26 protein-coding genes are annotated in these 25,716 nt (G+C 66.4%); 9 read left to right on the top strand and 17 right to left on the bottom strand.

All coding sequences use genetic code 11. The features are described from left to right. Nucleotides 1–198: 198 nt before the first annotated feature. Both IEY43_RS13720 and IEY43_RS13715 read right to left on the bottom strand, forming a co-directional pair. Nucleotides 199–1,197 (bottom strand): ADP-ribosylglycohydrolase family protein, encoded by a 999-nt coding sequence (locus IEY43_RS13720; RefSeq protein ID WP_188949142.1) that lies wholly within the window; start codon nt 1,195–1,197, stop codon nt 199–201. A 124-nt stretch (nt 1,198–1,321) separates the two neighbouring features. Continuing rightward, nucleotides 1,322–2,698 (bottom strand): plasmid pRiA4b ORF-3 family protein, encoded by a 1,377-nt coding sequence (locus IEY43_RS13715; RefSeq protein WP_188949141.1) that lies wholly within the window; start codon nt 2,696–2,698, stop codon nt 1,322–1,324. A gap of 353 nt (nt 2,699–3,051) precedes the next feature. Here IEY43_RS13715 and IEY43_RS13710 point away from each other — a divergent pair, with 353 nt between their 5' ends. The 7 genes from IEY43_RS13710 (at nt 3,052) to IEY43_RS13680 (ending at nt 12,456) form a co-directional block, all read left to right on the top strand. Further along, entirely contained in the window at nt 3,052–4,077 is a 1,026-nt protein-coding gene (locus IEY43_RS13710) for a 3-oxoacyl-ACP synthase III (RefSeq protein ID WP_188949140.1), read from the top strand. Continuing rightward, complete coding sequence (locus IEY43_RS13705) at nt 4,071–6,656, top strand: alpha/beta fold hydrolase (protein ID WP_245353783.1); 2,586 nt, start codon at nt 4,071–4,073, stop codon at nt 6,654–6,656. Before IEY43_RS13710 ends, IEY43_RS13705 begins: the two co-directional genes overlap by 7 nt. Continuing rightward, nucleotides 6,653–7,681 (top strand): NAD-dependent epimerase/dehydratase family protein, encoded by a 1,029-nt coding sequence (locus IEY43_RS13700; RefSeq protein ID WP_268240075.1) that lies wholly within the window; start codon nt 6,653–6,655, stop codon nt 7,679–7,681. Before IEY43_RS13705 ends, IEY43_RS13700 begins: the two co-directional genes overlap by 4 nt. A gap of 230 nt (nt 7,682–7,911) precedes the next feature. Continuing rightward, the gene (locus IEY43_RS13695; RefSeq protein WP_188949138.1) at nt 7,912–8,331 is read left to right on the top strand and encodes a DUF6069 family protein; all 420 of its coding nucleotides are present in this window, start codon (nt 7,912–7,914) and stop codon (nt 8,329–8,331) included. 184 nt (nt 8,332–8,515) lie between these two features. Beyond that, nucleotides 8,516–9,490: an AraC-like ligand-binding domain-containing protein gene (locus IEY43_RS13690; protein ID WP_281065292.1), complete on the top strand. Its 975-nt coding sequence runs from the start codon at nt 8,516–8,518 to the stop codon at nt 9,488–9,490. 116 nt (nt 9,491–9,606) lie between these two features. Beyond that, complete coding sequence (locus IEY43_RS13685) at nt 9,607–10,728, top strand: IS110 family RNA-guided transposase (protein WP_188949136.1); 1,122 nt, start codon at nt 9,607–9,609, stop codon at nt 10,726–10,728. A gap of 492 nt (nt 10,729–11,220) precedes the next feature. After that, nucleotides 11,221–12,456 (top strand): acyl-CoA dehydrogenase family protein, encoded by a 1,236-nt coding sequence (locus IEY43_RS13680; RefSeq protein WP_188949135.1) that lies wholly within the window; start codon nt 11,221–11,223, stop codon nt 12,454–12,456. A gap of 58 nt (nt 12,457–12,514) precedes the next feature. On the opposite strand, the gene IEY43_RS13675 is transcribed toward IEY43_RS13680, so the two are convergent. The 6 genes from IEY43_RS13675 to IEY43_RS13650 form a co-directional block, all read right to left on the bottom strand. Beyond that, nucleotides 12,515–13,009: a hypothetical protein gene (locus tag IEY43_RS13675; RefSeq protein WP_188949134.1), complete on the bottom strand. Its 495-nt coding sequence runs from the start codon at nt 13,007–13,009 to the stop codon at nt 12,515–12,517. Between the two features lie 116 nt (nt 13,010–13,125). Beyond that, entirely contained in the window at nt 13,126–13,359 is a 234-nt protein-coding gene (locus IEY43_RS13670) for a biotin/lipoyl-containing protein (protein WP_188949133.1), read from the bottom strand. After that, complete coding sequence (locus IEY43_RS13665) at nt 13,356–14,381, bottom strand: alpha-ketoacid dehydrogenase subunit beta (protein ID WP_188949132.1); 1,026 nt, start codon at nt 14,379–14,381, stop codon at nt 13,356–13,358. Before IEY43_RS13665 ends, IEY43_RS13670 begins: the two co-directional genes overlap by 4 nt. Before the next feature lie 12 nt (nt 14,382–14,393). Continuing rightward, on the bottom strand, nt 14,394–15,374 hold the full coding sequence (locus IEY43_RS13660) for a thiamine pyrophosphate-dependent dehydrogenase E1 component subunit alpha (RefSeq protein ID WP_188949131.1): 981 nt from the start codon (nt 15,372–15,374) through the stop codon (nt 14,394–14,396). Nucleotides 15,375–15,462: 88 nt separating this feature from the next. Then, entirely contained in the window at nt 15,463–16,206 is a 744-nt protein-coding gene (locus IEY43_RS13655; RefSeq protein ID WP_209550391.1) for an IclR family transcriptional regulator, read from the bottom strand. Between the two features lie 214 nt (nt 16,207–16,420). Then, nucleotides 16,421–16,861 (bottom strand): DUF4282 domain-containing protein, encoded by a 441-nt coding sequence (locus IEY43_RS13650; RefSeq protein ID WP_188949129.1) that lies wholly within the window; start codon nt 16,859–16,861, stop codon nt 16,421–16,423. 282 nt (nt 16,862–17,143) lie between these two features. On the opposite strand from IEY43_RS13650, the gene IEY43_RS13645 reads away from it, so the two are divergent. Next, a complete protein-coding gene (locus tag IEY43_RS13645) occupies nt 17,144–18,163 on the top strand; it encodes a S66 family peptidase (RefSeq protein WP_188949128.1) in 1,020 nt (339 codons plus the stop codon). Nucleotides 18,164–18,269: 106 nt separating this feature from the next. On the opposite strand, the gene IEY43_RS13640 is transcribed toward IEY43_RS13645, so the two are convergent. The 3 genes from IEY43_RS13640 to IEY43_RS13630 form a co-directional block, all read right to left on the bottom strand. Beyond that, nucleotides 18,270–19,367 (bottom strand): pyridoxal-phosphate-dependent aminotransferase family protein, encoded by a 1,098-nt coding sequence (locus tag IEY43_RS13640; RefSeq protein WP_188949127.1) that lies wholly within the window; start codon nt 19,365–19,367, stop codon nt 18,270–18,272. A 106-nt stretch (nt 19,368–19,473) separates the two neighbouring features. Further along, nucleotides 19,474–20,019 carry a DUF2127 domain-containing protein gene (locus tag IEY43_RS13635; RefSeq protein ID WP_188949126.1) on the bottom strand — a complete coding sequence of 182 codons (546 nt, stop codon included), beginning with the start codon at nt 20,017–20,019 and terminating at the stop codon, nt 19,474–19,476. Nucleotides 20,020–20,035: 16 nt separating this feature from the next. Next, complete coding sequence (locus IEY43_RS13630; RefSeq protein ID WP_188949125.1) at nt 20,036–20,266, bottom strand: hypothetical protein; 231 nt, start codon at nt 20,264–20,266, stop codon at nt 20,036–20,038. Nucleotides 20,267–20,361: 95 nt separating this feature from the next. Between IEY43_RS13630 and IEY43_RS13625 the strand changes: the two genes are divergently transcribed. Further along, nucleotides 20,362–21,102 carry a type 1 glutamine amidotransferase domain-containing protein gene (locus tag IEY43_RS13625; protein ID WP_188949124.1) on the top strand — a complete coding sequence of 247 codons (741 nt, stop codon included), beginning with the start codon at nt 20,362–20,364 and terminating at the stop codon, nt 21,100–21,102. A gap of 73 nt (nt 21,103–21,175) precedes the next feature. On the opposite strand, the gene rpsO is transcribed toward IEY43_RS13625, so the two are convergent. The 6 genes from rpsO to truB form a co-directional block, all read right to left on the bottom strand. Beyond that, a complete protein-coding gene (rpsO, locus tag IEY43_RS13620) occupies nt 21,176–21,445 on the bottom strand; it encodes a 30S ribosomal protein S15 (RefSeq protein ID WP_188949123.1) in 270 nt (89 codons plus the stop codon). A 105-nt stretch (nt 21,446–21,550) separates the two neighbouring features. After that, on the bottom strand, nt 21,551–22,336 hold the full coding sequence (locus tag IEY43_RS13615) for a class I SAM-dependent methyltransferase (protein WP_188949122.1): 786 nt from the start codon (nt 22,334–22,336) through the stop codon (nt 21,551–21,553). A gap of 5 nt (nt 22,337–22,341) precedes the next feature. Continuing rightward, the gene (locus tag IEY43_RS13610; RefSeq protein ID WP_188949121.1) at nt 22,342–23,295 is read right to left on the bottom strand and encodes a bifunctional riboflavin kinase/FAD synthetase; all 954 of its coding nucleotides are present in this window, start codon (nt 23,293–23,295) and stop codon (nt 22,342–22,344) included. 66 nt (nt 23,296–23,361) lie between these two features. Beyond that, complete coding sequence (locus IEY43_RS13605) at nt 23,362–23,829, bottom strand: hypothetical protein (RefSeq protein WP_188949120.1); 468 nt, start codon at nt 23,827–23,829, stop codon at nt 23,362–23,364. Between the two features lie 10 nt (nt 23,830–23,839). After that, nucleotides 23,840–24,193, bottom strand: coding sequence for a hypothetical protein (locus IEY43_RS13600; protein ID WP_229777422.1), 354 nt, complete (start codon nt 24,191–24,193; stop codon nt 23,840–23,842). A gap of 47 nt (nt 24,194–24,240) precedes the next feature. Continuing rightward, nucleotides 24,241–25,164 (bottom strand): tRNA pseudouridine(55) synthase TruB, encoded by a 924-nt coding sequence (truB, locus tag IEY43_RS13595; RefSeq protein WP_188949119.1) that lies wholly within the window; start codon nt 25,162–25,164, stop codon nt 24,241–24,243. Between the last annotated feature and the right edge of the window lie 552 nt (nt 25,165–25,716).

Below are 25,716 nucleotides of genomic sequence, written 5' to 3'. Positions count from 1 at the left end.
TACGTTTTGCCGGTCAAGCTGCCGCCAGCTGCGGCGCCGCGCTGAGCCCCTCGCTGCTCGACTGGCAACCTCACCCGCTGGCGGGCATCCGGGCACCGCCGACGTGCCATGGATACCAGCACCGCCGCTCCAATCCGAGAGGGACCCAGCCGCGGAGGGCCGGACGGAGTATCTGCTCAGCCGCTGCGCGGCTATGGGTCAATGGCCTGCAGCCAGTTCCAGCGCCGCATCGCCAAGGTCCACAGCTTTGAGCCCCGGCCAGCCGTGCAGCATGCCCAGCCACTCCCCCGGAATCGCGCGGGCGCCGCAGGCGGCCCCGACCAGCGATCCGGCGATGGCCGCCACGGTGTCGGTATCCACCCCGCCGCGCACCGCGGCTTCCAGCGCTTCGACCAGCACCCGCCGGTCCAGCGGAGCCTGCCCGGTGCCGTGGCCGGTGGCGGCGCTGATGGCGCTCCACGCACCCTGGAAGGCTTCGACCACCCACCCGTTGTTGCTGAAGTCCTTCGGCTCACCTGCTTCGGCGGCACTGATGCGCTGTTCCCAGAGTCCTGCGCGGGCCGGTTCCAGCAGGTGCAGCCCGCAGCGCAGGTCCAGCTGCCCGGTGAGCACCGCATGGCGGATGGCCGCAGTCCACAGCCCGCAGGCCTCTGCGGCCTCCGGGTCGAAGTGCGTCAGCGCGCTGAGCTTTGCGGCGGCCGCGAAGGCTTCCTCGACCGGGCGATGCAGGTACGCCAAGGCGACCGGTGCGGTGCGCATCAGGCTCCCGTTGCCGCCCGAGCGGCCCGTTCGCTGGTGCGCGTCCTCCGCAGCCTGGATGGCATCCGCGGCCACCGGCAGCTCCCGCCCACCGCGCCGCGCGAGGGATTCCGCCGCCCGCAACACCGCGCTGGTCTGCACACCGACATCCGGTGCGCTCTTGGCCCAGTCGGCCCACCCCCGCACCATCTGCGTGCAGGCTTCCTCCGACGCCGTCCCGCCGGAGGCCGCCAGCGCCTGCGCCATGACAATCGCCATGGAGGTGTCATCGGTCCATTCGCCGGGTGCGAAGTCCCCCAGGCCGCCGCCGATCATGCCGACCGGTTCGCCGGCTTCCATGGCCGGTTTAAATTCGTAGCCGGCGCCCAGCGCGTCGCCCGCGGCCAGCCCCAGCAGCACCCCGCATACGCGGTTGTCGCGGTCGGTTTCATTCTTCATGCATTCCCCTTGTCGTCAGGCGTTCCCCGGCCCGTGGGCCTGTTGCCAATCTATCGAACGGCTGCGACAGTTCGGTCCCTCTGGTCGGCCACTCGGTCCTGCCCTGCGGGGAACATCCGGCCGGCTATTCCTGGAGCAGGTAGCGCGACAGCTCGGCCAGCCGTTGCGGGACGTGCGCTTCCATCCCCGCCGCGCGCATCCGGAATTCCAGCAGGCGTTCGATGAGGTACCAGAACTGCAGGGCGGGCAGGCGGGACTGGTCGTTGACCGGTCCACCCTGGTTCGGATCCCAGTAGCCGAACATCTCCAGCAGCTCGGACTTGTCCATGAACAGCTCAGGGTGCCGCGAGTACTTCTGCATCCGGTCCGGGATGAAGCCGCCGGCGCGGATCATCCACCCGGCGAACGTCGAATCGCTCTCGATGTCCCGGCCCTTCGGACCTTCTCCCTTGGGCCGGGCCAGCCGTTGGGCCACGTAGCAGGCCAGCGCCGCCGGATCGTCCATGAGCTTGCGGCCGCGCTGGGTCGCGGCGAGCACCCCCTTGGCCTTGCGCAGCAGTCCCATCTGCTGGGCCGCTTCGCGCAGCCGGATCACCGCAGGCATGTTGTTCTCGCGCTGGGTGGCCCCGCGTTCGTAGTTGATGCCCGCCAGCTGCGCGCGGTCCAGCAGCTCGCCGACGACCTTCGGAGGCAGCCAGCCGGCGGCGGTGAGCTTCACCGGCGCGCTGCACAGCTCGATCAGCACCGCGAAGGGGCGGAGCAGCTCCACGAACCACGGCGGTGCGGCGCCGTCTGCCGGGTCCAGGCCCAAGCCGATCTGCGCGGCAGGCACGGACAGCGCCCTGCGCAGCTCCGGTTCCATTGTTTCGAACCAGCGGCCCAGGCCGTTGCCGCCGGTGAATTGCGCGGCAAGCATGTCCAGACGCAGGTTGGCCACCTCCCTGCGGAACTCGGCGGGATCCAGCGAATTCCAGCGTCCCCCGCGCCAGTGCATCCAGTCCACGATGTGCTGGGCATCGAGGAAATCCGGGGCCGGGGCGCCGTGGAAGATCGAGAGCTTCTCCTGCCAGCCATGGATCCCGCCGCTGTCCTCCAGCGGGGCGCGCAGCTGCCCGTCCATGACGCGGTAGGGAGCCTCGTCCCGGGCCTTGGCCCGCTGCGACTCGACGGTGATCTTGTGCATCCAGCAATCGCCGAAGTCGTATTCGAAGTACAGTTCGCCGTCCGCTGCGTTCAGCGCCTGGCCCAGCGTCGTGGTCTCCTGCGGTTCGCCGATCCCGATCTCCCACCGGCTGCGCTCTTCGTACCAGGTGATGGGGTCCGCGGCGCCCCGGCGCTCATACGGCGGGGCGCTGTGGAAGGCCTGCAGGTGCGCGTGCTCCCATCCCATCGCGCATTGCAGCGCCAGCCCTGCCTCGTCGAGCATGATGCCGTCATCGATTTCCAGGGTGCGCCAGATGGCCGGTTCGGAGCCTTCCAGCACGATGCGCAGTGTAAGCATTCGACGCAGTGGTATCACGGGTTGCATGGCCACGAGTTTATCGGTGCCCGCCGCCAGCCGCTCGGATCCCGCTCCGGGGGTCCCGAAACCGGTTCCAGGCCGAGTGCGGAATCCACGAGGCCTCCGGGAGGCCCGGATCACCACCCATACTCATGGCTGGTTATCAGGACCTGCACAGCAACGCAGGGGTTTTTTCGGGCTATTGGCTGAAATTTCGCAGGAAATAGGGTGAACCGCTCCCGAGGGAATACCGTTAGAGGAGGAAACCCGCTCGTTGGCTCCCCGACGGGCCCACCGAGCACCCGGCGCCGTGGCCCCGTTTGGCACGCCTATCCCCCTGTAAAGGCTTAATTTTGAACGGCAATGCAACCTTCAGACACAACAATGTAGCCCTCCTCTCGGTGAACAGCGTGCTGGCCGATCAGGTGCTCAGCTCGGCCGAATTCGACGAGCGGCTGGCCCCGAGTCTGAAGCGGCTGCGCCTGTCCAAGAAACTGCTGGAACGCGTTTCCGGCGTCGCCGAACGCCGCTGGTGGTCCGAGGGAACCACCTTCGACGACGCGGCGGTGAAGGCCGGCAAGCAGGCGCTGGAGGCCTCCGGCATCGAGCCGGGGCAGATCGGGTTGCTGATCAACACCTCGGTGACCCGCCGCAACCTGGAGCCCTCGGTGGCGTCCAAGATCCACCACGGCCTGGGCCTGCCCTCCTCCGCGATGAACTTCGATATCGCCAACGCCTGCCTGGGCTTCGTCAACGGCATGACCCTGGCCGCGAACATGATCGATTCCGGGCAGATCAGCTACGCGTTGATCGTCGCCGGCGAGGACGCCCAGCCCACCCAGGAGGTCACCTTCCAGCGGCTGAACGACCCGAACTCCACCCGCGAAGACTACCTGCGCCAGTTCGCCACCCTCACCTTGGGCTCCGGCGCGGCGGCCGCGGTCATCGGCCCTGCCGATGCGCACCCGGGCAAGCCGAAGATCCTGGGCGGGGTCTCCCGCGCCGGCACCGCGCACCACGAGTTGTGCGTGGGCGGGCCGGCCGGCATGTACACCGACAGCAAGGGCCTGCTGGACAACGGGCTGGAACTGGTGGTCGACGCCTGGGACGAGGCGCACGCCGCCGGGTGGAACTGGACGTCCATGGACCGCTACGTCACCCACCAGGTCTCCAAGTCCTACACCAACGCCATCATCAAGGCCGTGGGACTGGTCCGGGACAGGGTTCCGGTCACCTTCCCCAAGTGGGGCAACGTGGGGCCGGCCTCGCTGCCGATGACGCTGTGGCAGGAAGCCAAGACCCTGAAACCCGGGGACCGGGTGCTGTGCATGGGCGTGGGCTCCGGGCTGAACACCGCGATGATGGAGCTGGCCTGGTGACCGGCCCGTTCCCCGGCGTCGCCGAACAGCATTCCCGCCATCTGACCATCCCGTCCACCTCCCTGGTCGACGTTCCGGGCACCAGCCACCGCTGGCACCTGCTGGACAACGGCGCCGAACTTGAGGCCGCCGGCATCACCCCGGCCGGGACCCTGCTGTGCGTGCACGGCAACCCCACCTGGTCCTATCTCTGGCGATCCTTGTTCTCCCATGTCTCCCAGCACGCCCTGCCCTGGCGCATCATCGCGGTCGACCAGCTGGACATGGGCTTCTCCGAACGCACCGGCGTCTTCCGCCGGCTGGCCGACCGGGTCAACGACCTGGGCGACCTGACCGACGCGCTGGGCCTGGACGGCCCGGTCACCACCGTGGGGCATGACTGGGGCGGGATCATCTCGCTGGGCTGGGCCGCTGCCCACCGCGAGCAGCTGGCCGGCGTGGTGCTGACCAACACCGCGGTGCACCCGGCGGGATTCGAGCTGCCCGCCGCCCTGCAGCTGGCCTCCCACCCGGCGGTGCACGGCTGGGGAACCACCAGCACCGACGCGTTCCTGCGCGTCACCCATTCGCTGGCCACCCCGGCGCTGGCCCCGGAGATCCGCGAGGCCTACATGGCCCCTTATACCACCGCCGCGCAGCGCACCGGGGTGGGCAACTTCGTGGCCGACATCCCCTTCGCCGCCGACCACCCCAGCCGCCCGGCCCTAGATTCCATCTCCGCGGCCGTCCGCGAGCTGACAGTGCCGGCCCTGCTGCTCTGGGGTCCGAAGGACCCGGTGTTCTCCGACCGCTACCTGCGCGATCTGATGGACCGCCTGCCCCAGGCCAAGGTGCACCGCTTCGAGGGCGCCGGGCACCTGGTGGCCGAGGACCGCGACATCGCCACCCCGATCTTCCACTGGCTGGCCGCCGGTGCCGGCGATGCCGCGCGGGCGGCAAGCCTGCAGGACTACCGGCCGATGCTCGCGCAGCTCGATGAGCGCACCGCGGACCACAGCGCCGCCGTGGTGGACGTCAACCCGCCGCGTTCGCTGTCCTGGGCGCAGCTCGGGCAGCGCGTGAACGACCTGGCCAGGGGCCTGGAGCAGATCGGCGTGCGCCCCGGCTCGCGCGTGAACCTGCTGGTCCCGCCGGGCATCGAACTGACCACCCTGATCTACGCCTGCCTGCGCCTGGGCGCGGTGATCGTGGTGGCCGACGCCGGGCTGGGCACCAAGGGGCTGGGCCGCGCCATCAAGGGCGCCGGACCGCAGTTCCTGATCGGCATCCAGCGTGCGCTCATCGGAGCCAAGGCGCTGAACTGGCCGGGTACGCGCATCGCCGCCACCCAGCTGCCGCCGGTCCTGGCCAAGGTGCTGGGCATCGAGCACACGGTGCCCGAGCTGCTGGCGGCCGGCGCCGCCGGTGCGCCGGCGGCCGCGGACTTCACCCCGGCGGATCCCGACGCGGATGCGGCGGTGCTCTTCACCTCCGGCTCCACCGGCCCGGCCAAGGGCGTGGTGTACACCCACCGCCAGCTCGCCGCCATGCGCGATACCCTGGCCGCCACCTACGGCCTGGAGCCCGGCTCCGCCCTGGTGGCCGGCTTCGCCCCCTTCGCGCTGCTGGGCCCGGCCCTGGGCGCCACCTCGGTGACCCCGGACATGGACGTCACCTCCCCGAAAACGCTGACCGCCGCGGCGCTGGCCGATGCGGCCGCCGCGGTGGAGGCCACCGTGGTCTTCGCTTCCCCGGCGGCTCTGGCCAATGTGCTGGAAACCCGCAACCAGCTGACCGGGGCGCAGCGCCGGGCGCTGCAGAAGGTGTCCCTGCTGCTTTCGGCCGGGGCCCCGATCCCCGAGCCGCTGCTGGCCGAAGTCCAGCAGCTGGCCCCGAACGCCGCGGTGCACACCCCCTACGGCATGACCGAGGCGCTGCCGGTCACCGACATCGACCTGGCCGGGATCCGCGCAGCAGGTTCCGGCAACGGCGTCTGCGTGGGCACCCCGGTGGCCGGGGCCAGCGTTGCCGTCGCGGTGCTGGACGCCGAGGGCGAGCCCGCCACCGAACCGTCCACCGAACCCGGTCTGACCGGCGAGATCCTGGTCCGCGCCCCGCACGTGAAGGACCGCTACGACCGGTTGTGGATCACCGAGCAGCACAGCACCTCCATCCCGGGGTGGCATCGCACCGGCGACGTGGGGCATCTCGACGCCCAGGGCCGCCTGTGGGTCGAAGGACGCCTGGGCCATGTGCTGCGCACCGCCAGCGGACCGCTGACCCCGGTGGAAGCCGAGCACCTGGCGCAGTCGGTGCCCGGCGCCGGACGCGCGGCGCTGGTGCCGGTCGGCCCGGCCGGGGCGCAGCGTGCGGTGCTCGTGATGGAAACCGTGCCGCCGGTGCGCAAACCGGGTCCCGCCAACCCCGAGTTCTCCGGGCAGGTCCGCGCCGCGGTGGCCGCGGCGGGCATCGAGGTCTGTGCCGTGCTGGTGGTCCCCGAGCTTCCCACGGACATCCGCCACAATTCGAAGATCGACCGCGCGCACCTGGCCGGCTGGGCCGCCGCGACGCTGGCCGGAGGAAGGATCCGCAAGCCGTGAATCCAGTGAATCGCCCCGCCCCTGCACGCCGGGTGCTGGTTACCGGCGCTAGCGGCATGCTCGGCGGCGCCGTCGCGCAGCTGCTGCGCGAACAGGGCCACCACGTGCGCACCTTCCAGCGACGCGCCTCCCAGGGCGCCACCGACGAGGTGCTCGGTTCGCTGACCGACCCGGGGCAGCTCGCCCGGGCGGTGGACTCCATGGACGCCGTCATCCACCTGGCCGCCAAGGTCTCCTTCACCGGCCGCTGGGAGGAGTTCGTCGCCACGAACATCGAGGGGACCAAGCACCTGCTGGATGCCGCCGAGGCCGCCGGAGCCAGGGACTTCGTGTTCGTCTCCTCCCCCTCCGTCGCCCACTTCGGCGAGCCATTGGCCGGGGCCGACGCCGGAACGGCCGACCCGGCCAAGGCCCGCGGCAGCTATGCCCGGTCCAAGGCCGCTGCGGAGCTCGACGCGCTCTCGCGCAACAGCCAGGAGTTCCGGGTCGCCGCGATCCGCCCCCACGTGGTGTGGGGACCGGGCGATACGCAACTGGTCGAGCGGGTCCTGGAGCGGGCCAAGAGCGGCCGGCTGCCGTTGCTGGACCAGGGGGCGGCGTTGATCGACACCACCTACATCGACAACGCGGCCGCCGCCATTGTCCGCGGGCTGGAGCGCATGGAGCAGGCGCAGGGACTTGCGCTGGTCGTCACCAACGGCGAGCCGCGCCAGGTCGGCGAGCTCATCGCCGGCATCTGCCGCGCCGGAGGCGCGCCATCCCCGAAGTTCAGCGTGCCTGGCTGGCTGGCCCGGGGCGCCGGCGCGGTCATCGAACGCGTCTGGCTTGCCGCCGGGGCGCGCAACCTGGTCCATGACGAGCCGCCGATGACACGGTTCCTGGCCGAGCAGCTGTCCACCGCGCACTGGTTCGACCAGCGCGAAACCCGCCGGGTGCTGGATTGGCAGCCCGAGGTCACGATCGATCACGGACTGGAAAAGCTGGCGGCGCACTACGGTGGGAAAGCCCCGCTGCCGGCCCGCTGATTCGCTGGCCCTGCCCCGTTCCCGAGGCAGGGCCCGTTGTGTGAAACCGCTGAGTTCCGCCCAGGGAATATTACCCATTGGTAAAGCGTTTAGGCACTTTCACTAGGCTTTTTTCATTGTGGCCGGGCCAAAGGTGGTGTCCCTCTCACTTCCCCGGGTTTCTGCTCTTTCCCTCGAGGCGCCACGTATGGTGGTGTGGAGAATCCCACCAACCAGGAGAAGCGAAAAACATGAGTGCCGTCATCACCCGGGCCGAAGCACGACCCAAGTACAGAGTCAGCATGGTCGAACTGCTGATCCTTGCTGTGGGCGCGACAACCGTGAACTCCGCGCTGTACTTCACCGGCATGGCCGCCGGGGCCTCTTTCGATGTCACCGGGGCGCCGATGGACGAAATCACCTACACCCTGGTGGGCGTGGCAAGTTTCGTGCCGCTCCTGCTGATGGGCACCATCGCGCTGTATCTGGGCTGGCTCAAGCCGTCCATCCTCCCGGCAGCCCGCTGGATCGGCGTCATCGTGGCCCTGGGCTCCATCGCCAGCTCCTACATCGCAACCGACAGCTTTGCCGCTGGCACCTGGCTCGGCCTGATGCACGTCGTCAGCGCCATCGCCTGGTTCGTTGCCGTGGGACGCAAGTCCGCGCACTAGCCCACGAGGTTTCCACGCCGCGCCGCCCCCTCGGGGTGGCGCGGCTTGCGCGTTAATCCGTCCAGCATGCCGGCCTTGCGCCCACGACGACGCCCGCCATCCATCGGGCGGCGATCACCCGCCGCAGTGCGTTGGCTTGCACCACCGTTGGCAGAGCTTCTGGACGTCGGGAGGCATGATGTGACTGTGGGACGGGACGGACGTTCCTACACGTGAACAATTCGACTACTGGCAGGATGTCATTTGCCGCGAGTTCGTGCCCTTGTCGGCCGTCAAGACCGGCGAGATCACGGGCTTCGCTTCGAAGGTCGAAACCTCCGCGCTCGGTTCGATCAACCGCGCCAGCATCATGTCCAAGGCGCAGATCACCCGGCGCAGTTCCCGGGAAATCGCGGTTTCGGACCAGGCGTATTTCTTCGTGAACCTGCAGCTTGCCGGGCAATGCCTGGCCCGTGTCGGAGGAACCTGCTCCGTGGTTGCTCCGGGGGATTTCATGGTTGTCGACACCACCGAGCCCTATGAATTCGAGTTCAAGGGCGATTGGAGGATGCTCTCCTTCCGCGTGCAGCATGCCAGCCTCGCCCATCGGCTGGCGGCTTTCCGCTCCCGGCTGGGCACTTCGATCGGCTCAACCGGCGCCGGTGCGGCGGTCACCAGCCTGATGACCAGCTTGAGCTCCCTGCCCGACGACCTCCCGCCGGCTTCGGCAGAAGCCTTGGTCCAGGCGTTCGAGTCCGCGGTCATCGGAACCCTGGCGGCGGCTCCCGGCCCGGCCGGCGACGCCATCGGCACGACCCCCCTGCGGGCCGCCGTCATGGAATTCGTGAAGCGGAACTACGGGGATCCGGGCCTGGGTGTTGACCTCGTCAGCCGCGTATTCGCGATTTCCCCGCGCACCCTGCACACTCTTTTCGAGGGCACCGGCACCTCCTTCGCGAAGCTGGTCAGGCAGCTTCGGCTCCAGCACGCGTTCGACGTGCTCTCGGATCCCTCCTGCTCGCTGTCCGTGACCGAGCTGGCCCGAATCTGCGGATTCTACGACCCCAGTTCCTTCTCCAGGGCGTTTCGGCGGCACTTCGATGTGAGCCCCCTAGACGATATGAGGTGTAGGGCTCGGCAGGTCTGGTCAGGGCTGGAACCTCCGCTTCATAATGATTGAACGCTCTACGGCGTAGCGTGGATCACCAACACAATCACCACGAACCCGTGGATTTCCCCGGGTCTGTGGCGCCACTGTTGTGTTGGTGCCAACAGATGAACGAGGAGGTTCCAGCTATGTACCAGCGTACTTTCATCGGCATGGACGTGCATGCCCGTAGCGTGAAAATCTGTGCCATCACCCCGGAAACCGGCCAAGTGCAACGCGCAGCCTTGGCCATGGACGCAGCCGGTGTCCGCCACTGGATCCTGACCCATGGTGGCGAGATCTCCACCCTCCGGGCCACCTACGAGGCCGGACCGACAGGGTACGGCCTGGCCCGCACATTGACTGCGGCCGGGATCGAGTGCGTCGTCGCGGCCCCGTCCCGGTTGATCCGGCCTTCCGGAGACAGGATCAAGACCGATGCCCGGGACGCCGAGCACCTGGCCAGGCTGCTCTCCTTGGGCCAGGTCACCGAGGTGCGGGTCCCGGACCTGGACGAAGAAGCGGCCCGGGACCTGGTACGGCTGCGCGAAGACGCCCGGATGGATTTGATGCGTTCCCGGCACCGTCTCTCGAAACTACTGCTGCGCCACGACGTGCTCTATCCCGGCGGCAAAGCCTGGACCGCGGACCACCGGGCCTGGCTGGAGGCGATCAGCTTCGATATCCCGCCCCTGCAGATGACCCTGCACGAGTCCATCGGGATGGTCGACACCGTCATCGAACGCAGGGACCGACTCGATGCACAGATCGAGCTGATGGCCACGACCAGCAGTTATGCGCCGGTGGTCACCGCGTTGGAGTGCCTGCGCGGGGTCGGCCCCCTGACCGCGTTTGGCCTGGCCGTGGAGATTGGGGACTGGACCCGGTTTACCGGGAACAGCATCGGCGCTTACCTGGGCCTGGTGCCCAGTGAGCATTCCTCGGGGCAGACCCGCTCCCAAGGACCGGTGACGAAGACCGGGAACAAGCATGCACGCCGGTTGCTGGTCGAGGCTGCCTGGCACCACGCCCGCCCGTACTACGAGCCCAGCAGCACCCTACGCCGGCAATGGGATGCCGCGACACCGGAAACCAGGGCCCAGGCGCACCGGGCAAACCAGCGGCTGCACCAGCGATGGGAAGCGTTCGAGGCACGCAAGAAGAACCGGTGCGTGGCGAACGTCGCGATCGCCCGTGAACTGGCCGGCTGGTGCTGGGCACTGGCCGAACCCCAGCAGCGCACCACCGAGGACACGGTCATGGAGTCCTGAATCTTCTCCCCCAGACTTCCCGTGAACCGCTGACTCGACGGAGAGGTTCGTGACAGCGTGGGAGCAACCCGCGTCGGCTCTATGAACCGCGGCTCTCTGCTGCCTGCCCCAGGCGCTGATAGCCCGCGACGTTCGCTCCTAGACCAGCGGCTCTACTTCCCGCCGAAACGTCGTCATGCGGTAACCAACCCGCGGATATCAGAATCGACCACGTCGTCGCTGAAACACAGCACGAGTCACGACCCGGCCTGCAGATCGAGGTCCACGGGAACCAGTAAGGCGACCACGCACCCTTTCGGATGCGGGGTCGCCTTGCCATGCCTACCTTGACAAAATCAACTACATATCAGAGCTGCGCCGCGCCCGCGCTGCGCAAACTGCATAGGACCGCCGCACGAACTGCATAGCTATTGCACGGAAAAAACAGTGATATGGATCTCAAGACCAGTTCGCTCGGGCCACCAGCGCCCAGGAAATTTGAGAGAGATCATCATGACCGTTTCATTTTCGCTCACCGCAGACCAGGAACAGCTGAAGCGGCAGGCCCGCAGCTTCGCCCGCGAGCAGCTGCGGCCGCTCATGACCGCCGTCGGCCAAAGTGCGGACCCGCTGCAGCGTGCGCTGCTGCTGCGCCCGGTGATGGAGCAGGCAGTGCAGGCCGGCTTCCTGAAGTCCCTGATCCCGGTCCCCTTCGGCGGCCTGGCCAGCAGCGGCGTGGACGCAGCGATCTTCATTGAGGAACTGGCTTCCGAAAGCCCGGACTTCGTGATCTCGATGGCCGGACCGCTGATCGCCCTGGCGCCGGTTTACGAAGTGGGAACCCCCGAGCAGATTGCCCGCTTCGTCGCGCCGTTCCTAACCGATCACGGGGCACCCGTAGCGGCCATGGCCTACAGCGAACCCGGCGGCAGCGCGAACTTCGATGCCGAGGCGCCGGCCGAGGGCGTGCGGACGCGCGCGGTCCTGGACGGCGATGAATGGGTGATCAACGGATCCAAGGCCTGGGCCTCGCATCTGGGCGGCTGGGACGGCGAGGGGCCTGACCTGATGACCATCGTCTGCCGGACGGACAAGGGCGTATCGCTCATCGTTGCCGAACGCGAACAGCTTCGCGGGCATATCGACGTGGACGAGTACTACGATCTTCCCGGCCTGCGCGGCTGCCTCACCACGCGGGTCACGCTGCGGGATGTGCGGGTCCCCAAGGACCACCTGCTGGGGGACGAAGGAGACGGAGTCCGGCTGACGCGCAATGCGTTCCAGGCCAGCGGGGCCTCCATCGGGACCTTTTCGGTGGCGGCCATGCGCCAGGCCTTCGACATCGCCCTGCGTTTCGCCCACGGCGAGAAGCGCGGCGGCCTGGTCCCCGTCATCGAGCACCAGGCAGTCGCCGATATCCTCGCCGACGCCAAGGGAAAAATCGAAGCGGTGCGCCTGCTGTCGTGGTCGGCGCTGGATGCGGTGTTCTCCGGGCGGCCCGGCGCCCCCGAACTGGCGCTGCACGCGAAGATCTTCGGCTCCGAAACCGGGGTCGAGGTGATCAACGCGCTTATCAAGGCCGTCGGAGTCACCGCCTACGACGGCAATTTCCCCATGCTCCGCCACCTGATGGACGTCCTGGCCTACCCGATCATCGAAGGCGGCAACGTCGGCGTACGCCGCCGCCAGCTCCAGGCGATGATGAGCGACCCGGCCTACGAACCGCTGGCCGCGTCGGGCCTGGCTTAGCCGATCCGAGGACTGCAACTTCCGCATGTCCCTGTTGCCGGGCCGTCACCGGCACTGGCTACCCGTAGATATGGATGCTTCCACCGTACCCGGCGGGAAGTCCGCGCCCGGAAACCCACCCGGCCAGGACCTCGTAGACCTGGGCCAGTGTCAGCGACTGCGGTCCGTAGCGCTCCACGTCGTCATCCGGATGGCTGGACATCTGGTCCGCATCCGGACCATAGGTGATGCGCATGTTGTAGGCCCGGCCGTCGACCACTGCCAGTTCCAGCATGAAATTGCCGTCGTCCAGGCGTGCGCCCTGCGCATATTTGTTGATCGGTTCCTCCCCCTGGAAAGTGAAGGTTTGTCCCGGCTCCGTCAGCGAGTGCAGCACCTCGGCAATCTGCGGGATCGATTCGAGCTCTTCCCACACGGGCGTTTCGCTGGTTGTCCAGAACATCTCTTCAACCGGCTCAGGATCCTCCAGCAGGAGGTTCAGCTCCTCCGCGGAATACCACTCGCGCAGGTGGTGCAGATCCAGCAGGCCCACGGCTTGTGAAGTATCAATCATGGGACCCAGCCTAGGAGGCGGCACCGACGGTTCGGCGCCGGGCGCGCACCGGCGGCCGCGGAACCGTTGGGGGCCGGTCCGGCGGCCGCCGATGAACTGGGCATCGGCGCTGGGAGTCAGCCGATGGTCGCGATAACCGTTTGCTGTTTGACGATGGCTCCCTCCTCCACCAGGTGGGTCAGGGTCCCGGCTTCGGGGGCGGTGATCTCCATGTCCACCTTGTCCACGGCGACCTCCGCAATCAGCTCGCCCCGGGCCACTGCGGCGCCGTCGGGGGCGAACCAGGTGGCGACGGTCCCTTCGGCTTCGGGGTTCTTCTCGGACAGGATCGGAAACAGGATCTCGGTCATCGTGCCACCGCCTTGAGCACCGCGGCCTTGATGCGCGCCGGCGTGGGCAGCGCCGCGTATTCCAGCGCACGGGCATAGGGTATCGGCACGTCCGGGTTGGCAACCCTCTGGATTGGCACGGTCAGCAGGCCCGGGTCGTGCTCGACGATCCGGGCCGCGATCTCCCCGGAGAGCCCGAAGGACTGGTAGTCCTCGTCCACGATGACCAGGCGTCCGGTTTTGGCCACGGTGGCGAGTATCGCCTCGGTGTCCAGCGGGACCAGGCTGCGCAGGTCCAGCACTTCCACGTCGACTCCCTCGGCGGCCAGCTCCTCGGCCACATCCAGCGCATGGTGCACCGACAGCGACAGCGTCACGATGCTCACGTCCCTGCCCTCGCGCGCCACGGCGGCCTTGCCGATCGGCACCACGTGTTCCCCTTCGGGCACCGGACCGATGGAGCGGCGGTTCTTGGCCATCCACGGCAGTCCCTGCACCCCCTTGTGGAACATGAAGACCACCGGGTTGTCGTCACGGATGGCTGCGGTCATCAGCCCCGCCGCGTCCGCCGGGTTGCTGGGCACCACGACCTTCAGGCCCGGCAGGTGGGCGAAGGTCCCCCACAGGCACTGCGAATGCTGGGCGCCGTCCGAGTACCCGCCGCCGACCGCGGTGGTCAAGACCAGCGGCACCTTCACGTTGCCGCCGGATTCGTAGTGGATCTTCGCCATGTGGTTGTAGATCTGGTCCATGCAGACCCCGAAGAAGTCGACGAACATGAGCTCCACGATGGGCCTCATGCCCTCGGTGGCCGCGCCGATGGCCGCCCCGATGAAACCGGTTTCGGATATCGGCGTATCCATGACCCGCTGGGGGCCGAAGCGCTCCAGCAGCCCGGTGGTCGAGGAGAAGATGCCGCCGTAGGCGCCGACGTCTTCTCCCATGACGCACACGTCCTCGTCGCGTTCCATTTCCCTGGCGATGGCCTCCACCATGGCCTTGGCCGTGTTCAGCCGGCGGGTTGGCGCTGCGTTGCTGCTCATGTTCCTGCTCCTCTAGGCCTGGGCGAAAACGTAGTTTCCGACGGTGGAAGGGTCCGGCTCGGGGCTGCTCTTGGCGAAGTCGATGGCCTGTTCGACCAGTTCGACCGCCGCACCGCGGATCCGCGCTACCGCCGCGTCATCCAGCACTCCGGCGGAGCGCAGATGCTGCTCGTATCCCGGGATGGGGTCGCGGCCGGGAACCTGTTCCAGATCGTCGCGGTACCCCTGGGCGTCGCCTTCGAAATGCCCCCAGAGGCGCAAGGTATGGACCTCTAGCAATGTCGGTCCACCGCCGTTACGTGCCCGTTCGACAGCGGAACCGGCCGCTGCGTAGACCGCCTCGACGGCATTGTCCTCGACCCGCACCCCGGGGATCCCGTAGGCCTGCGCCCGTGTGGCGTTGGAGGGAACGGAGGTGGCGGCGGAGCGGGGAACCGAAATGCCCCAGTCATTGTCCTCGATGACGAACAGCACCGGAAGCTTCCAGACAGCGGCGAGGTTCAGGGCTTCATGGAAGGCCCCCTGGTTGGCCGCGCCCTCTCCGGCCACCGCGATGGCGACATTCCCCGTGCCGCGCCGGCTGAAGGCCAGCGCCTGCCCCACGGCCACCGGCAGTCCTTCGCCGACGATTCCCGAACAGGAGAACTTCGTCATGGGGTCGAACAGGTGCATGTGCCCGCCGCGTCCGCGGCCCAGGCCGTCCACGCGTCCGAAGATCTCCGCGGTCATGGCCTTCATGTCCACGCCGTGGGCCAACGCGAAGTGGTGCGGGCGGTGCGTCGCGGTGACGGAGTCGCCGGGAATCGAATGGGCGCAGACCCCCGCGGCTACGGGCTCCTGGCCGGCTGAAAGGTGCATCTCACCGGGGATCAGCCCGGCCCCGATGTCAAAGACGGGCTTCTTGTCCGCATGGTATTCGCGCAGGATCGCTTCTTCGTAGGCGCGAATCAGCACCATCTGCTGGTACAGGTCGCGTTGCACCGTTTGTTCCATCGTTCCTCCCGTTGCCTAGGAGCGTTCCTCCCGTTGCCTAGGAGTTCATGATGGGCCCAGTCGCTTCGGCGCTTCAAGGGCGGGGATTTCAGATAGTGATAAGCCCGTTGCTCATCGATGCCCCCAGACGGCGTGCAGCCCGTTGCAGGCTCTGCACGTCGGACTCCGCAACCGCTCGGCGCGAGGGCAGGGACACGGCAACCGCCCCGAGCAAATCCTCGCTGGGAATCGGGACCGCCAGGCAGGATACACCCAGCAGATATTCCTCTGCATCGCTCCAGACCGTGACGCCGCTGGCCAGGCTGCGGGCGAGGTCTGCCTTGCTCGTGATCGTGTGCGGGGTGAGATCGTACAGGTCATGCCTGCTGAGGTAGTCATCGCGTTGCGCTGGATCCATGCCGGCCAGGATTGCCTTGCCGAACGCCGTCGCATGGGCGGACTCGTGAACCCCCACCCACAGGTCTACACGCTGGGCCTCTGATTCCTCGGCAATCGCGACCAGGCGGATCTCCCCCTCCTCGAATGCCGCCAGATAGGTGGCGCCGCCCAATTCTTCGCTCAAGGAGCGCAGGACGGGCCGGACGCGCGCAAGGAGCTCCTGCCGCGCTGGCCGGGTTCTGGCGACTGCCGCCGTGCCAAGCAGGTATCCTCCGTCCACCTTGCACAGGTAGCCTTCGAATTCCAGGGTACGCAGGAGGTGGTAGGTCGTGGGAAGCGGCAGATCGGTGAGCCGGGCCAATTTCTTGGCAGGCACGATCGTGCTGCTTGAAGCCACCGCCTCCAACAACCTCAGTGCCTTTTGTACCGAGCCGATCAACGTAGGCTGTGACACCACGCCTCCTCGCTAAGACGCACGGCATCGCGGGGCCGCGCCCAGTGTCTTAGATCATAACCCAAACGCTGCCAGCCGTCTGCCCGCCAGCCGACGCGATTCCATCGGCCGCGCAGGACCCGCAGGAGAGTGCAATGCCCTCTGGCGAAGGCACCTGCGTACACCACCGCCCCGGGCCGTCAACTGGCCCGGGGCGGTGGTTGGGCCCTGCCGTCTACTGCTTGTACGGGTTCGGTGGCGCTGAGGGACCGCCCTCAGTAGTCGGCCCCGCCGGAGGCCGGGGTGCGGAAGGCCCTGGATTCGGCATTCGCGGAGCGGCCGGTCCCGATGGCGGGGCCGGATTGATCTGGAACGAACCCTGCTCGCTTGGTGGAGTGCCGCCTGCCAGGCGAACCAGCTCGGCGGTGTTTTCTGCGGTGCGGATCTGTGCGATCAGGGATTCAAGCCCTGCACGCGCCAGCACCAGATAGATGAGAACGAACAGCGGACCGACCAAGATCAGCACCGTGAATCCAAGGGCGCCATTGGCCCTGAAACTGGCGATCACGAACACGAGGTAGCCGATGACGAGCAACACCATAATCAAGATGTAGACGATCTTGATGATCGACGGGGTAATGAATTTCCTGAAGTCGAAATCGAAAAGGGCTTTCACTGTTTTGCCTGCTTTCTCATGCCACTGCGGATGATGATGCCGAGACTACCCAACAAATCGTCGCTTGATAAGAGAGTTCACTCGGATTTTCCATCAATTGCACCAAGCCCCGGGACCTGGCAGAGCTCGTTCAGCTCCAGCGCGTTGTCCCGGGCTCCCCCGGCGGACCTGCGGCTGGCAGCCGGTCGAGGTCCTTTCCCCGTCCCATGACGCCCCGCCGGAAACTGCCTTCCCGGTCTTCGCAGCACCCAGTCCGGCCGGCTGCAGGCCTAGGATGGGAAAATGACAGCCTCGACCCCGCCACCGCAGATCGCCCGCAGGCTTGTCCCCGGAGCCACCCTGCGGGCCATCGCCCCGTCCTGCTCGCGTGCCTATGTGATGGAACACGACAACACGCAATGGATCAACGAACGCTTTGCCGGCATGGGCCTGCAGCTGCAATTCGGCGAGCACGTGGATGAGCTGGACGACTTCGACAGCTCCCCCATTGCCTCCCGGCTGGCGGACCTGCACGCCGCGTTCGCGGATCCGGGAGTCGACGGGATCATCAGCGTCATCGGCGGATTCAACGCCAACGAGCTGCTGCCCTACCTGGATTGGGAGCTGATCGCCGCCAACCCAAAGGTCTTCTGCGGGTACTCGGACTTCACCGTCCTGGCCAACGCCATCTATGCGAAGACCGGGCTGATCACCTATGTCGGCGCCCATTGGTCATCCTTCGGGATGCGGGACCATTTCGAACCCACCGGATGGTGGTTCCGGCAGGCCACCCACGAACTCTCGTGGTCCATTGAGCATGCCGCCCAGTTCACCGACGATCTGTGGTTCATGGACCAGGACCGCCGCACCGTGCATGACACCGACGGCCCATGGGTACTGAATCCCGGGCAGGCGGCCGGCCGGGTCGTCGGCGGAAATCTCGGGACCCTGCGGCTGCTGCAGGGCGGCGAGCTGCTGCCCCAGCTGGCTGGCGCGTTCCTGTTCCTCGAAGACGACTGCGCCGCGGACGTCGATGAATTCGCGCGAAACCTCGCCTCGCTGCTGCAAATGCCGGCGGCTTCCAGGATCCGGGGCCTGGCCCTCGGCAGGTTCCAGCTCGAATCCAAGATCACCCGCTCGCTGTTGGAACAGGTCCTCGCCAAGCATCCGATGCTGTCCACCGTGCCGGTTGTCGCCAATCTGGATTTCGGGCATACCAGCCCGATGTTCACATTGCCCATCGGAGGCTGGGCGGCACTGGATACCACCGGCGGCAGCGTCCGGCTGGACTTCGCGCATGAGCCAGAGGGCCTTGCTGGCTGATTTCCAGCCGGAAAGGCGCAACGGGCCGGCACCCACCGAATTCCTTCGGCGAGCGCCGGCCCGTCAGCATCTTGTGCGTGATTGCCGCGGCAAGGCGGCGTTGCAGCTACGCCTTGTCGATCGCTTCCTTCAGTGCTGCCAGCAGCAGCGCCACGGAGGCGGGGTTGGCGTTGGGGCCCATCAGGCCGATGCGCCACACGGTGTTGGCGTACTGTCCCACGCCGCCGCCGATCTCGATGTTGAATCGCTCCAGAAGGTAGCCGCGGACCTTGGCGGAGTCCACGTGCTCCGGGACCTTGACGGTAGTCAGCTGCGGCAGGCGGTAGCCCTCGGCCGCGAACAGTTCCAGCCCCATTTCCTGCAGGCCGTCCTGCAGGGCGGTGCCGGCGGACTGGTGGCGCGCGGTGACCGAATCAAGGCCTTCGCTGAGGATGCGGTCCAGCCCTGCTTCCAGCGATGCGACCATGGCCACCGGGGCCGTGTGGTGGTAGGTGCGGCCGCCGCCGGTGGAACCGGTGGTGTACCCGCCCAGCAGGCCGAGGTCCAGATACCAGGACTGCGGCTTCTGCACGCGTCGCTCGAAGGCGCGGTCCGAAATCGTGAAAGGCGCCAGACCCGGAGCCACGCCGATGCACTTCTGGGTGCCGGCGTAGCCCACGTCGATACCCCAGTCGTCGGCCTGCACCGGCATGCCTCCGATGGAGGTCACCGCGTCGGTGATCAGCAGGGCGTCGCCCTTGATCGCACCCAGCGCGGCAATGTCGGACAGCACACCGGTACTGGTCTCTGCGTGGACTGCCGCAATGACGGTTGGATTCGGGTGGGCCTCCGCCACGCGCTGCGCGTCGACCGGGGTTCCGTAGTCGTGGTCCACGCGGACTACCTCGGCGCCCACGCGCGAGGCCACCTCGCACATGCGCTCGCCGAACAAGCCGTTGACGGCGATCACTGCTACATCGCCCGGGTTGATGGTGTTGACGAACGCGGCTTCCATGCCGGCGGATCCGGTAGCGCTCAGCGGCAGGGTGCGGGCATTGGAGGTTCCCCACAGGATGCGCAGCGAATCGCAGACCCGGTCCATGCGGGCAATGAATGCCGGATCAAGATGTCCGAGTAGCGGCAGGCCCAGTGCCGCGGTGGCTTCCGGATACGGGTTGCTGGGACCAGGACCGAAAAGTTGGCGCTGGAGAACTGGCTGGGTCATGACGGCTCGCTTTCTTGACACGGTGAAGCTCGAACGTGCCTCAAGCCTAACGGCACACCCAAACTAAAACGAAAGTTAACTTCCGTATGACAAAATTGCGCCGGTGTCAGGGAACCAGCTCAGCACTTGGTCCCGGGCTCTCCGGGCCTCGACGGCGCTTGATCCGATACTCGCGTAACGTGAGCCAGAGGATGAACACGTCGAACAACGTCAGCAGCAGCATCCATGCGCTGAAGCCGGCAAAAAGGGTGTAGGCCTGGTAACCGATGAAGATCGCCAGGAACCCGAGCATCCACGGATAAGCCCACAGCTTGTCGAGCAGCACCGCCCACACCAGGACTACTTTGACCACCCCGTGGAGCAGAAGATAGGCGGCTGCGAACCAAGATCCGGAAACGGTGAGCGAACCGCTGGCATGCAGCAACAGGTTTGCGATCAGATCCCCCGGGTCCTTAGACAGCTCATGCTGCGTGAGCATCTTGGCCAGTGAATCCAGCTGGCCGGGATTGAACAAGAGGAACAGCACGCCGCCGACGATCTCCAAGATACCGTCGAGTCCCTTGAACAACAGGGCGACCCGAAAGATCCATTCGAGAAGCGGCGGACGCCGCTGGTGTCGTCCGGCCATTCCCACGCCCCTCTCATCTCCCACGCAGTTTCCTGCACCGTCAATGAATCGGATTCTTGCACATCCGCCCCCGGAGTCCGTCGAATCCGAGCATTTTCGAGGCTGGAGCATTTCCCCGACCTAGGATCCCGGCCCAATCATCGGGTGAACCGTTTTTTTGATCAATTTTTTTGATCAGATTCCCGCCACTGGTTTCGGACGAAGTTCCTGAGCGGAATTCCTGATCAAATTTTTTGATCAGCTTCAGGCACGAACCCTGGGCATAGGCCATCAAGCCCAATGCCCTAACTGGCAAGTCCCTCCATTTCCTTGAACCCTCCGTTTCCATCTACAAGGCTGGAAGCACGAAAGCGAAAGGAGTACACCTTGAAGAAAATCCTCATGGTCCTTACCAGCGTTTCTGAACTCGGCGACACTGGAGAGCCAACCGGCTACAACGTCGCCGAAGCAGCCCATCCGTGGAAAGTCTTCCGCGACTCAGGGCATTTCGTGGATTTCGCCTCCATCAAGGGAGGCCAGCCGCCACAGGACACCGTAGATTCTTCCGACCCGATCCAGGTGGCGTTTACCCAGGATGAGACGACCCGGGCGGGCCTCTACAACACCGCCAGGGTTGAAGTCATCGACCCGGAACAGTATGACGCGGTTTACCTCGTCGGCGGGCACGGCACCATGTGGGACTTCCCGGACAACGAAGGCCTGCAGTCGCTGATTTCCAGCATCTACCTCAAGGGCGGCATCGTTGGCGCGGTCTGCCACGGCCCGGCCGGGCTGCTTGATGTGGAACTCGACCACGGGATGAAGCTATTGACGGGCAAACAGGTCGCCGCCTTCACGAATTCCGAAGAAGTCGCGGTGGGCAAGGAAAAGATCGTCCCGTTCCTGCTGGCGGACCGCTTGGAAGAGCAGGGAGCCACCCACTTGGCAGCGGACGACTTCGAGGAGAATGTGCAGGTCTCCGACCGGCTCGTGACGGGGCAGAACCCTGCCTCCGCCGGCGGCGTGGCCAAGGAAATGGAGAAGCTCCTGGCCGAGGCGATCCATCAGGAGAAGGCCGCTGCGCAGGCCCAAGCCGCGGCTGAAACCGCAGCCCAGCCCGCCGAGTAGCCGGAGGTTCCCTTGGGATGCGAAAACCCCCGGTTCCAGAAGGAACCGGGGGTTTCGGCTGAACAGCCGGAGACTACTTGCGCAGGCCCAGACGCTCGATCAGCGCGCGGTAGCGCTCGATGTCGGTGTTCTTGAGGTAGCCGAGCATACGACGACGACGACCAACCAGGGCCATCAGGCCACGGCGGGTGTGGTGGTCATGCTTGTGCATCTTCAGGTGCTCGGTCAGGTCCGAAATACGACGGGACATGACGGCGATCTGAACCTCAGGCGAACCGGTGTCACCCTCGTGGGTGGCGTAAGCCTTGATGATCTCGTTCTTGATTGCGGCATCCAGTGCCATAACAAACTCCTAGAGTTGGACCGCGTTTCATTCAGACGCGAGCGTCAAACGCTCGCGGTGGCATCTCGCAACCGCGGACTGCAGCGAAGGCCGTCAACAATCATATCATCGACGGGTGCGCCGGCGCGCCCTCCAGGCATGCGTGAGATAGGGCACCTGGACCTTGTCCCCGGCCGCGTGGCCCAGATGATCCAGCCAGTACCAGGCGAGGTTTCCCTCCACCTTGGTTCGAGTGTTCTCGCTTGATCGGCGATAGTAGCTGCGGGATTTGGTCAGTTCGATGATCTCTGCGAAGTCGAGCTCCATGGACCAATGCCAGATGCCGTGTTCGGGCTTTTCGAACTGGGTGCCGAGGGGCGGCTCCAGCTCTGGGCGGTGGACGTCGCCGGCATGCATGATCCGCGCCAGCCGATGCACCCAGGGAATGGTGACGTCCAGCTGGTTCCACAGCAGCGTCAGCCAGCCGTCGTTGCGCAGCAGCCGCGCGGCTTCCGCGCTGGCCTTGGCATGGTCCACCCAGTGCCAGGCCTGCGCATAGCTGACCAGGTCGAAAGCGTTCTCCGGCAACCCGGTGTCCTCTCCCGCCGCGCAGGTGCGCGCCACCTGCGGCAGGCGCTCGGCCAGCACCCGGAGCATGTCGGCCGAGGGGTCGACCGCGCTGACTTCCAGTCCGCGGGACGCGAGCTGCTCGGTGAAGATGCCGGAGCCGCAGCCGATGTCCACCGCGGTTCGCGGCCGCGCCTGCAGCGCGAAGTCCAGCGCCTGCGGCGGATAGGACGGGCGGATCTTGTCGTAGCTGTCCGCCCCGCTCTGGAAGGCGGAGGCCAGCTCGGTGCGCCGCGCAGCATCGACGGTGAAGGCGCGCTGCGGCAGGGAAGGAATTTCAGCCATCGAGCCTAGTGCTGCTCCAGGGCCAAAACCGAGCGGGCCTGCTCGACGTCTTCGGCCATCTGGTCGATCAAGGCCTCGATGCCGCGGTAGGCGACCATCGGACGAAGGTGGGAGACGAACTCGATGACGACCTGCTGGCCGTAGAGGTCGAAGTCCTCGACTCCCTCGTCCGGACGGTCCATGACATGGGCCTCCACGACGCGGGAGATGCCGTCGAAGGTCGGGTTGGAACCCACCGAAATGGCGGCGGGCCAGCGCACGTCGGCCTCGTCGACCAGCCAGCCGGCATAGACGCCGTCGGCCGGAATGATGCCCGAAGCATCCGCGGACAGGTTCGCGGTGGGGAAGCCGAGTTCCCGTCCCCGGGCGGCCCCGTGGACCACTTCGCCGCGCATGCGGTGCGGGCGGCCGAGGATCGAAGCGGCGGCTTCGACATTGCCGGCGGCCAGCTCTTCGCGCACCCAGGTGGAGGACAGGCGGCGCTTGTCGCCCACGTCGTCCACGCCGATGACGTCGAAACCGTACGTCCGGCCCAGTTCCTGCATGTATTCGAAGTCGCCGGAGTTGTTGCGGCCGAAGCGCACGTCATGGCCCACCACGACGGCAGTGGCGTGCAGCGTGTCCACGATGATGGACTTCACGAACTCTTCGGCGCTCTGGTCTGCGAATTCCAGGGTGTAGTGGATCATCAGGACCGCATCCAGGCCCACGCTGGCCAGGGTGTCCACGCGGTCGGCAAGACCCATGATCAGTTCCGGCGCGCTGTCCGGGCGGTGCACCAGTGCCGGGTGGGGTTCAAAGGTGATGGCCACCGATTTGGCCGCACGCTGCTTCGCCAGTGAAACGACGGCGTCCAGGACTTCGCAGTGCCCCAGATGGACCCCGTCGAAGTTGCCAATGGTCACAACGGTGGGAGCCACGTCTGTGGGGACTGCGTCCAGGCCCTTCCAATAGTGCACTTTGCTCCTTTATGGGTACTTTCTTCGGCCGATCAAAAAACCCGCCGTAGCAATTCTTACACGGGTTTAGCTGTGACGCTCACTACGATTACGGTACAGCCACCACAGGCCGACGATCGGGAGCACCAGCGGGATGTATCCATAGCCCTCGCCGAAACCGCTCCATACCGACGGGTGCGCGAAAATCTCCGGGTGGGTCAGCGACAGCGTGCCGACCACCAGCACACCGGCCAATTCGATGCTCACCGCCCACAGCGACACCAGCCAGGCATGCGGCTTGGCCGAGGACAGCGAGAAGGTCGCAACGAAGTAGATCAGGCCGGAGATCAGCGAAAGGACGTAGGCTTCCGGGGCTTCATCGAACTTGCTCACGATCTGGTAGACCGCACGCACCGTCGCGGCCAGCGCGAGAATGCCGTAGACGGCGATGATGACCCGGCCCAGACCCGTGGTACGGCTGGGTTTGGGCCCGGCTGCGGATTTCTTGGCTTCGGCCGCCTGCAGGATGCGCGAATTGCGTGGCTTCTGACTCATGTGATGGCTCCTACTGCCAGATCTGTTCCATGCGGAACAACATTACGAACGTGACCAGGGACGAGGCCGCGAGCACGGCGTTTGACCAGCGGCTTTTCTCGCTGACCGCCCAGAAGAACGCGATCGGCGGCATGATCAGCGCGGTGATGAAATAGCCCCAGAATTCGATCGGGTCTCCGGCCACCGCCTTTCCCCCGGCCTGGCGGATGGCCGCGGCAATGCCGTAGACGATCAGGAACACCTCGGTGGCGATCGCGCCGACCAGGGCCCAGTCGTCGGGATGCCTGCGGATGGCCGTGGCGATAACCGCGACAAGCAGCGCCACCGCGCAGACAATCGCGCCGGCAATGAAAAAGCCGTTCATGACAATCAAAAGGGCAATCCTCCCTGGATTACGAGCTGGGCCGCAGCTTACTTGGCGGTGAATACCAGCGTGGTGCGGGCCTTGTCGCCCTTGTCTTCCAACAGTGCCACCAGTACGCCGTTGGGCGCGAAAGCCGCGACGGGCTCGCCTGCGGGAACGTCCATGGTCTTGGCTGACGCGGCGATGGGACGCCCGAAGGACAGCTCCACGGCTTCGTCGACGCTCACGGTGCGGTTCGGGAAGATCGCGGCGGCGGCCTTTTCCAGGGGCAGGATCTCGAACTCCTGTGCCAGCTGCTCCAGGGTGCGGGTCAGCTTGATCTTGTACGGGCCGACCTCGGTGCGGCGCAGCGCGGTCAGGTGGCCGCCGACGTTCAGCGCTTCGCCCAGGTCGCGGGCCAGCGCCCGGATGTAGGTTCCGGAGGTGCAGGAGACGGTGACGTCAACGTCGAGGATCTTGCCGCCGTTTTCGCGGCGGATCTCGTGGATGTCGAAGCGCTTGATCGTGACCGGGCGGGACTTCAGTTCCACCTGCTCGCCGGCGCGAACCCGGGCGTAGGAGCGCTTGCCGTCGACCTTGATCGCGGAGACCTGGCTGGGGACTTGCTGGATCTCGCCGCGCAGCTTGGCCACTTCGCGTTCGATGTCCTCATCGGTCACGGCGGCGGCGATGCGCTCGGAGACGATGTCTCCCTCGGCGTCATCGGTGACGGTGCTCTGGCCCAAGCGGATGGTGGCCGTATAGGTCTTGTCGTGCCCGACGATGTAGGTGAGCAAACGGGTCGCCTTGTTGATGCCGATGACCAGGACGCCCGTGGCCATCGGATCCAGCGTTCCGGCATGGCCCACCTTGCGGGTGCCCGCCAGTCGGCGGATGCGGCCGACCACATCGTGGGAGGTCATGCCCTGTTCTTTATCGACTAGTACGAGGCCAGAGGCCTGCTCTTCAGTGTTCTGCCCGGCTTTACTCACGCGTTCCAGTATAGGCGCTGCCCCGGTCAATGACCTTTTTGGGGCGCAGATGTGGTCGATCCCATCACCGGTGCGCGCTTGGCCCCTCGGACCGCGGTTTTCCGGCGCGGATTTCGGCTGCCGGATAGCGCTCCGGCACGCTGCCGGCTGCAGCGCGACTTCCACCCCGCCGGAAATCGCCAAGCAGCAGTCCGCGGCGTGCGAAGTGAACAAAAAATTTGTTCACGACAGATCTTCCGGTGACCCGTCGCTGCCTCCTGGTCCCTGTTTGGACGGAGCCGCAGGTTACCGGTGGGAAACGATTGACCAGTGGCGGCTACGCTCCTAGAATCTAAACACTTGCGTGGCTTTTCACGCCGGTGTTGTTGGGGACGAGGTGACTGGGGCGCTTCGCCGCGAGCCGCCTCGCACGGCTTCCATTCACTCGCAAAATTCTTGGGGCTATCAAAACCTGTTCCCCATGGCCGTACGCCATCAGGGGTGCATTGCCGTGTGATGACTTCCATCGATCTTGCGGGTGAAGATCCACTTCGCGCGGTCCCATATCGGACC

Origin of the sequence: Glutamicibacter protophormiae (assembly GCF_014647495.1) — a bacterium.
In the GTDB taxonomy this organism is placed as follows: domain Bacteria; phylum Actinomycetota; class Actinomycetes; order Actinomycetales; family Micrococcaceae; genus Glutamicibacter; species Glutamicibacter protophormiae.
This window is presented reverse-complemented; position numbering and strand designations above follow the sequence as displayed.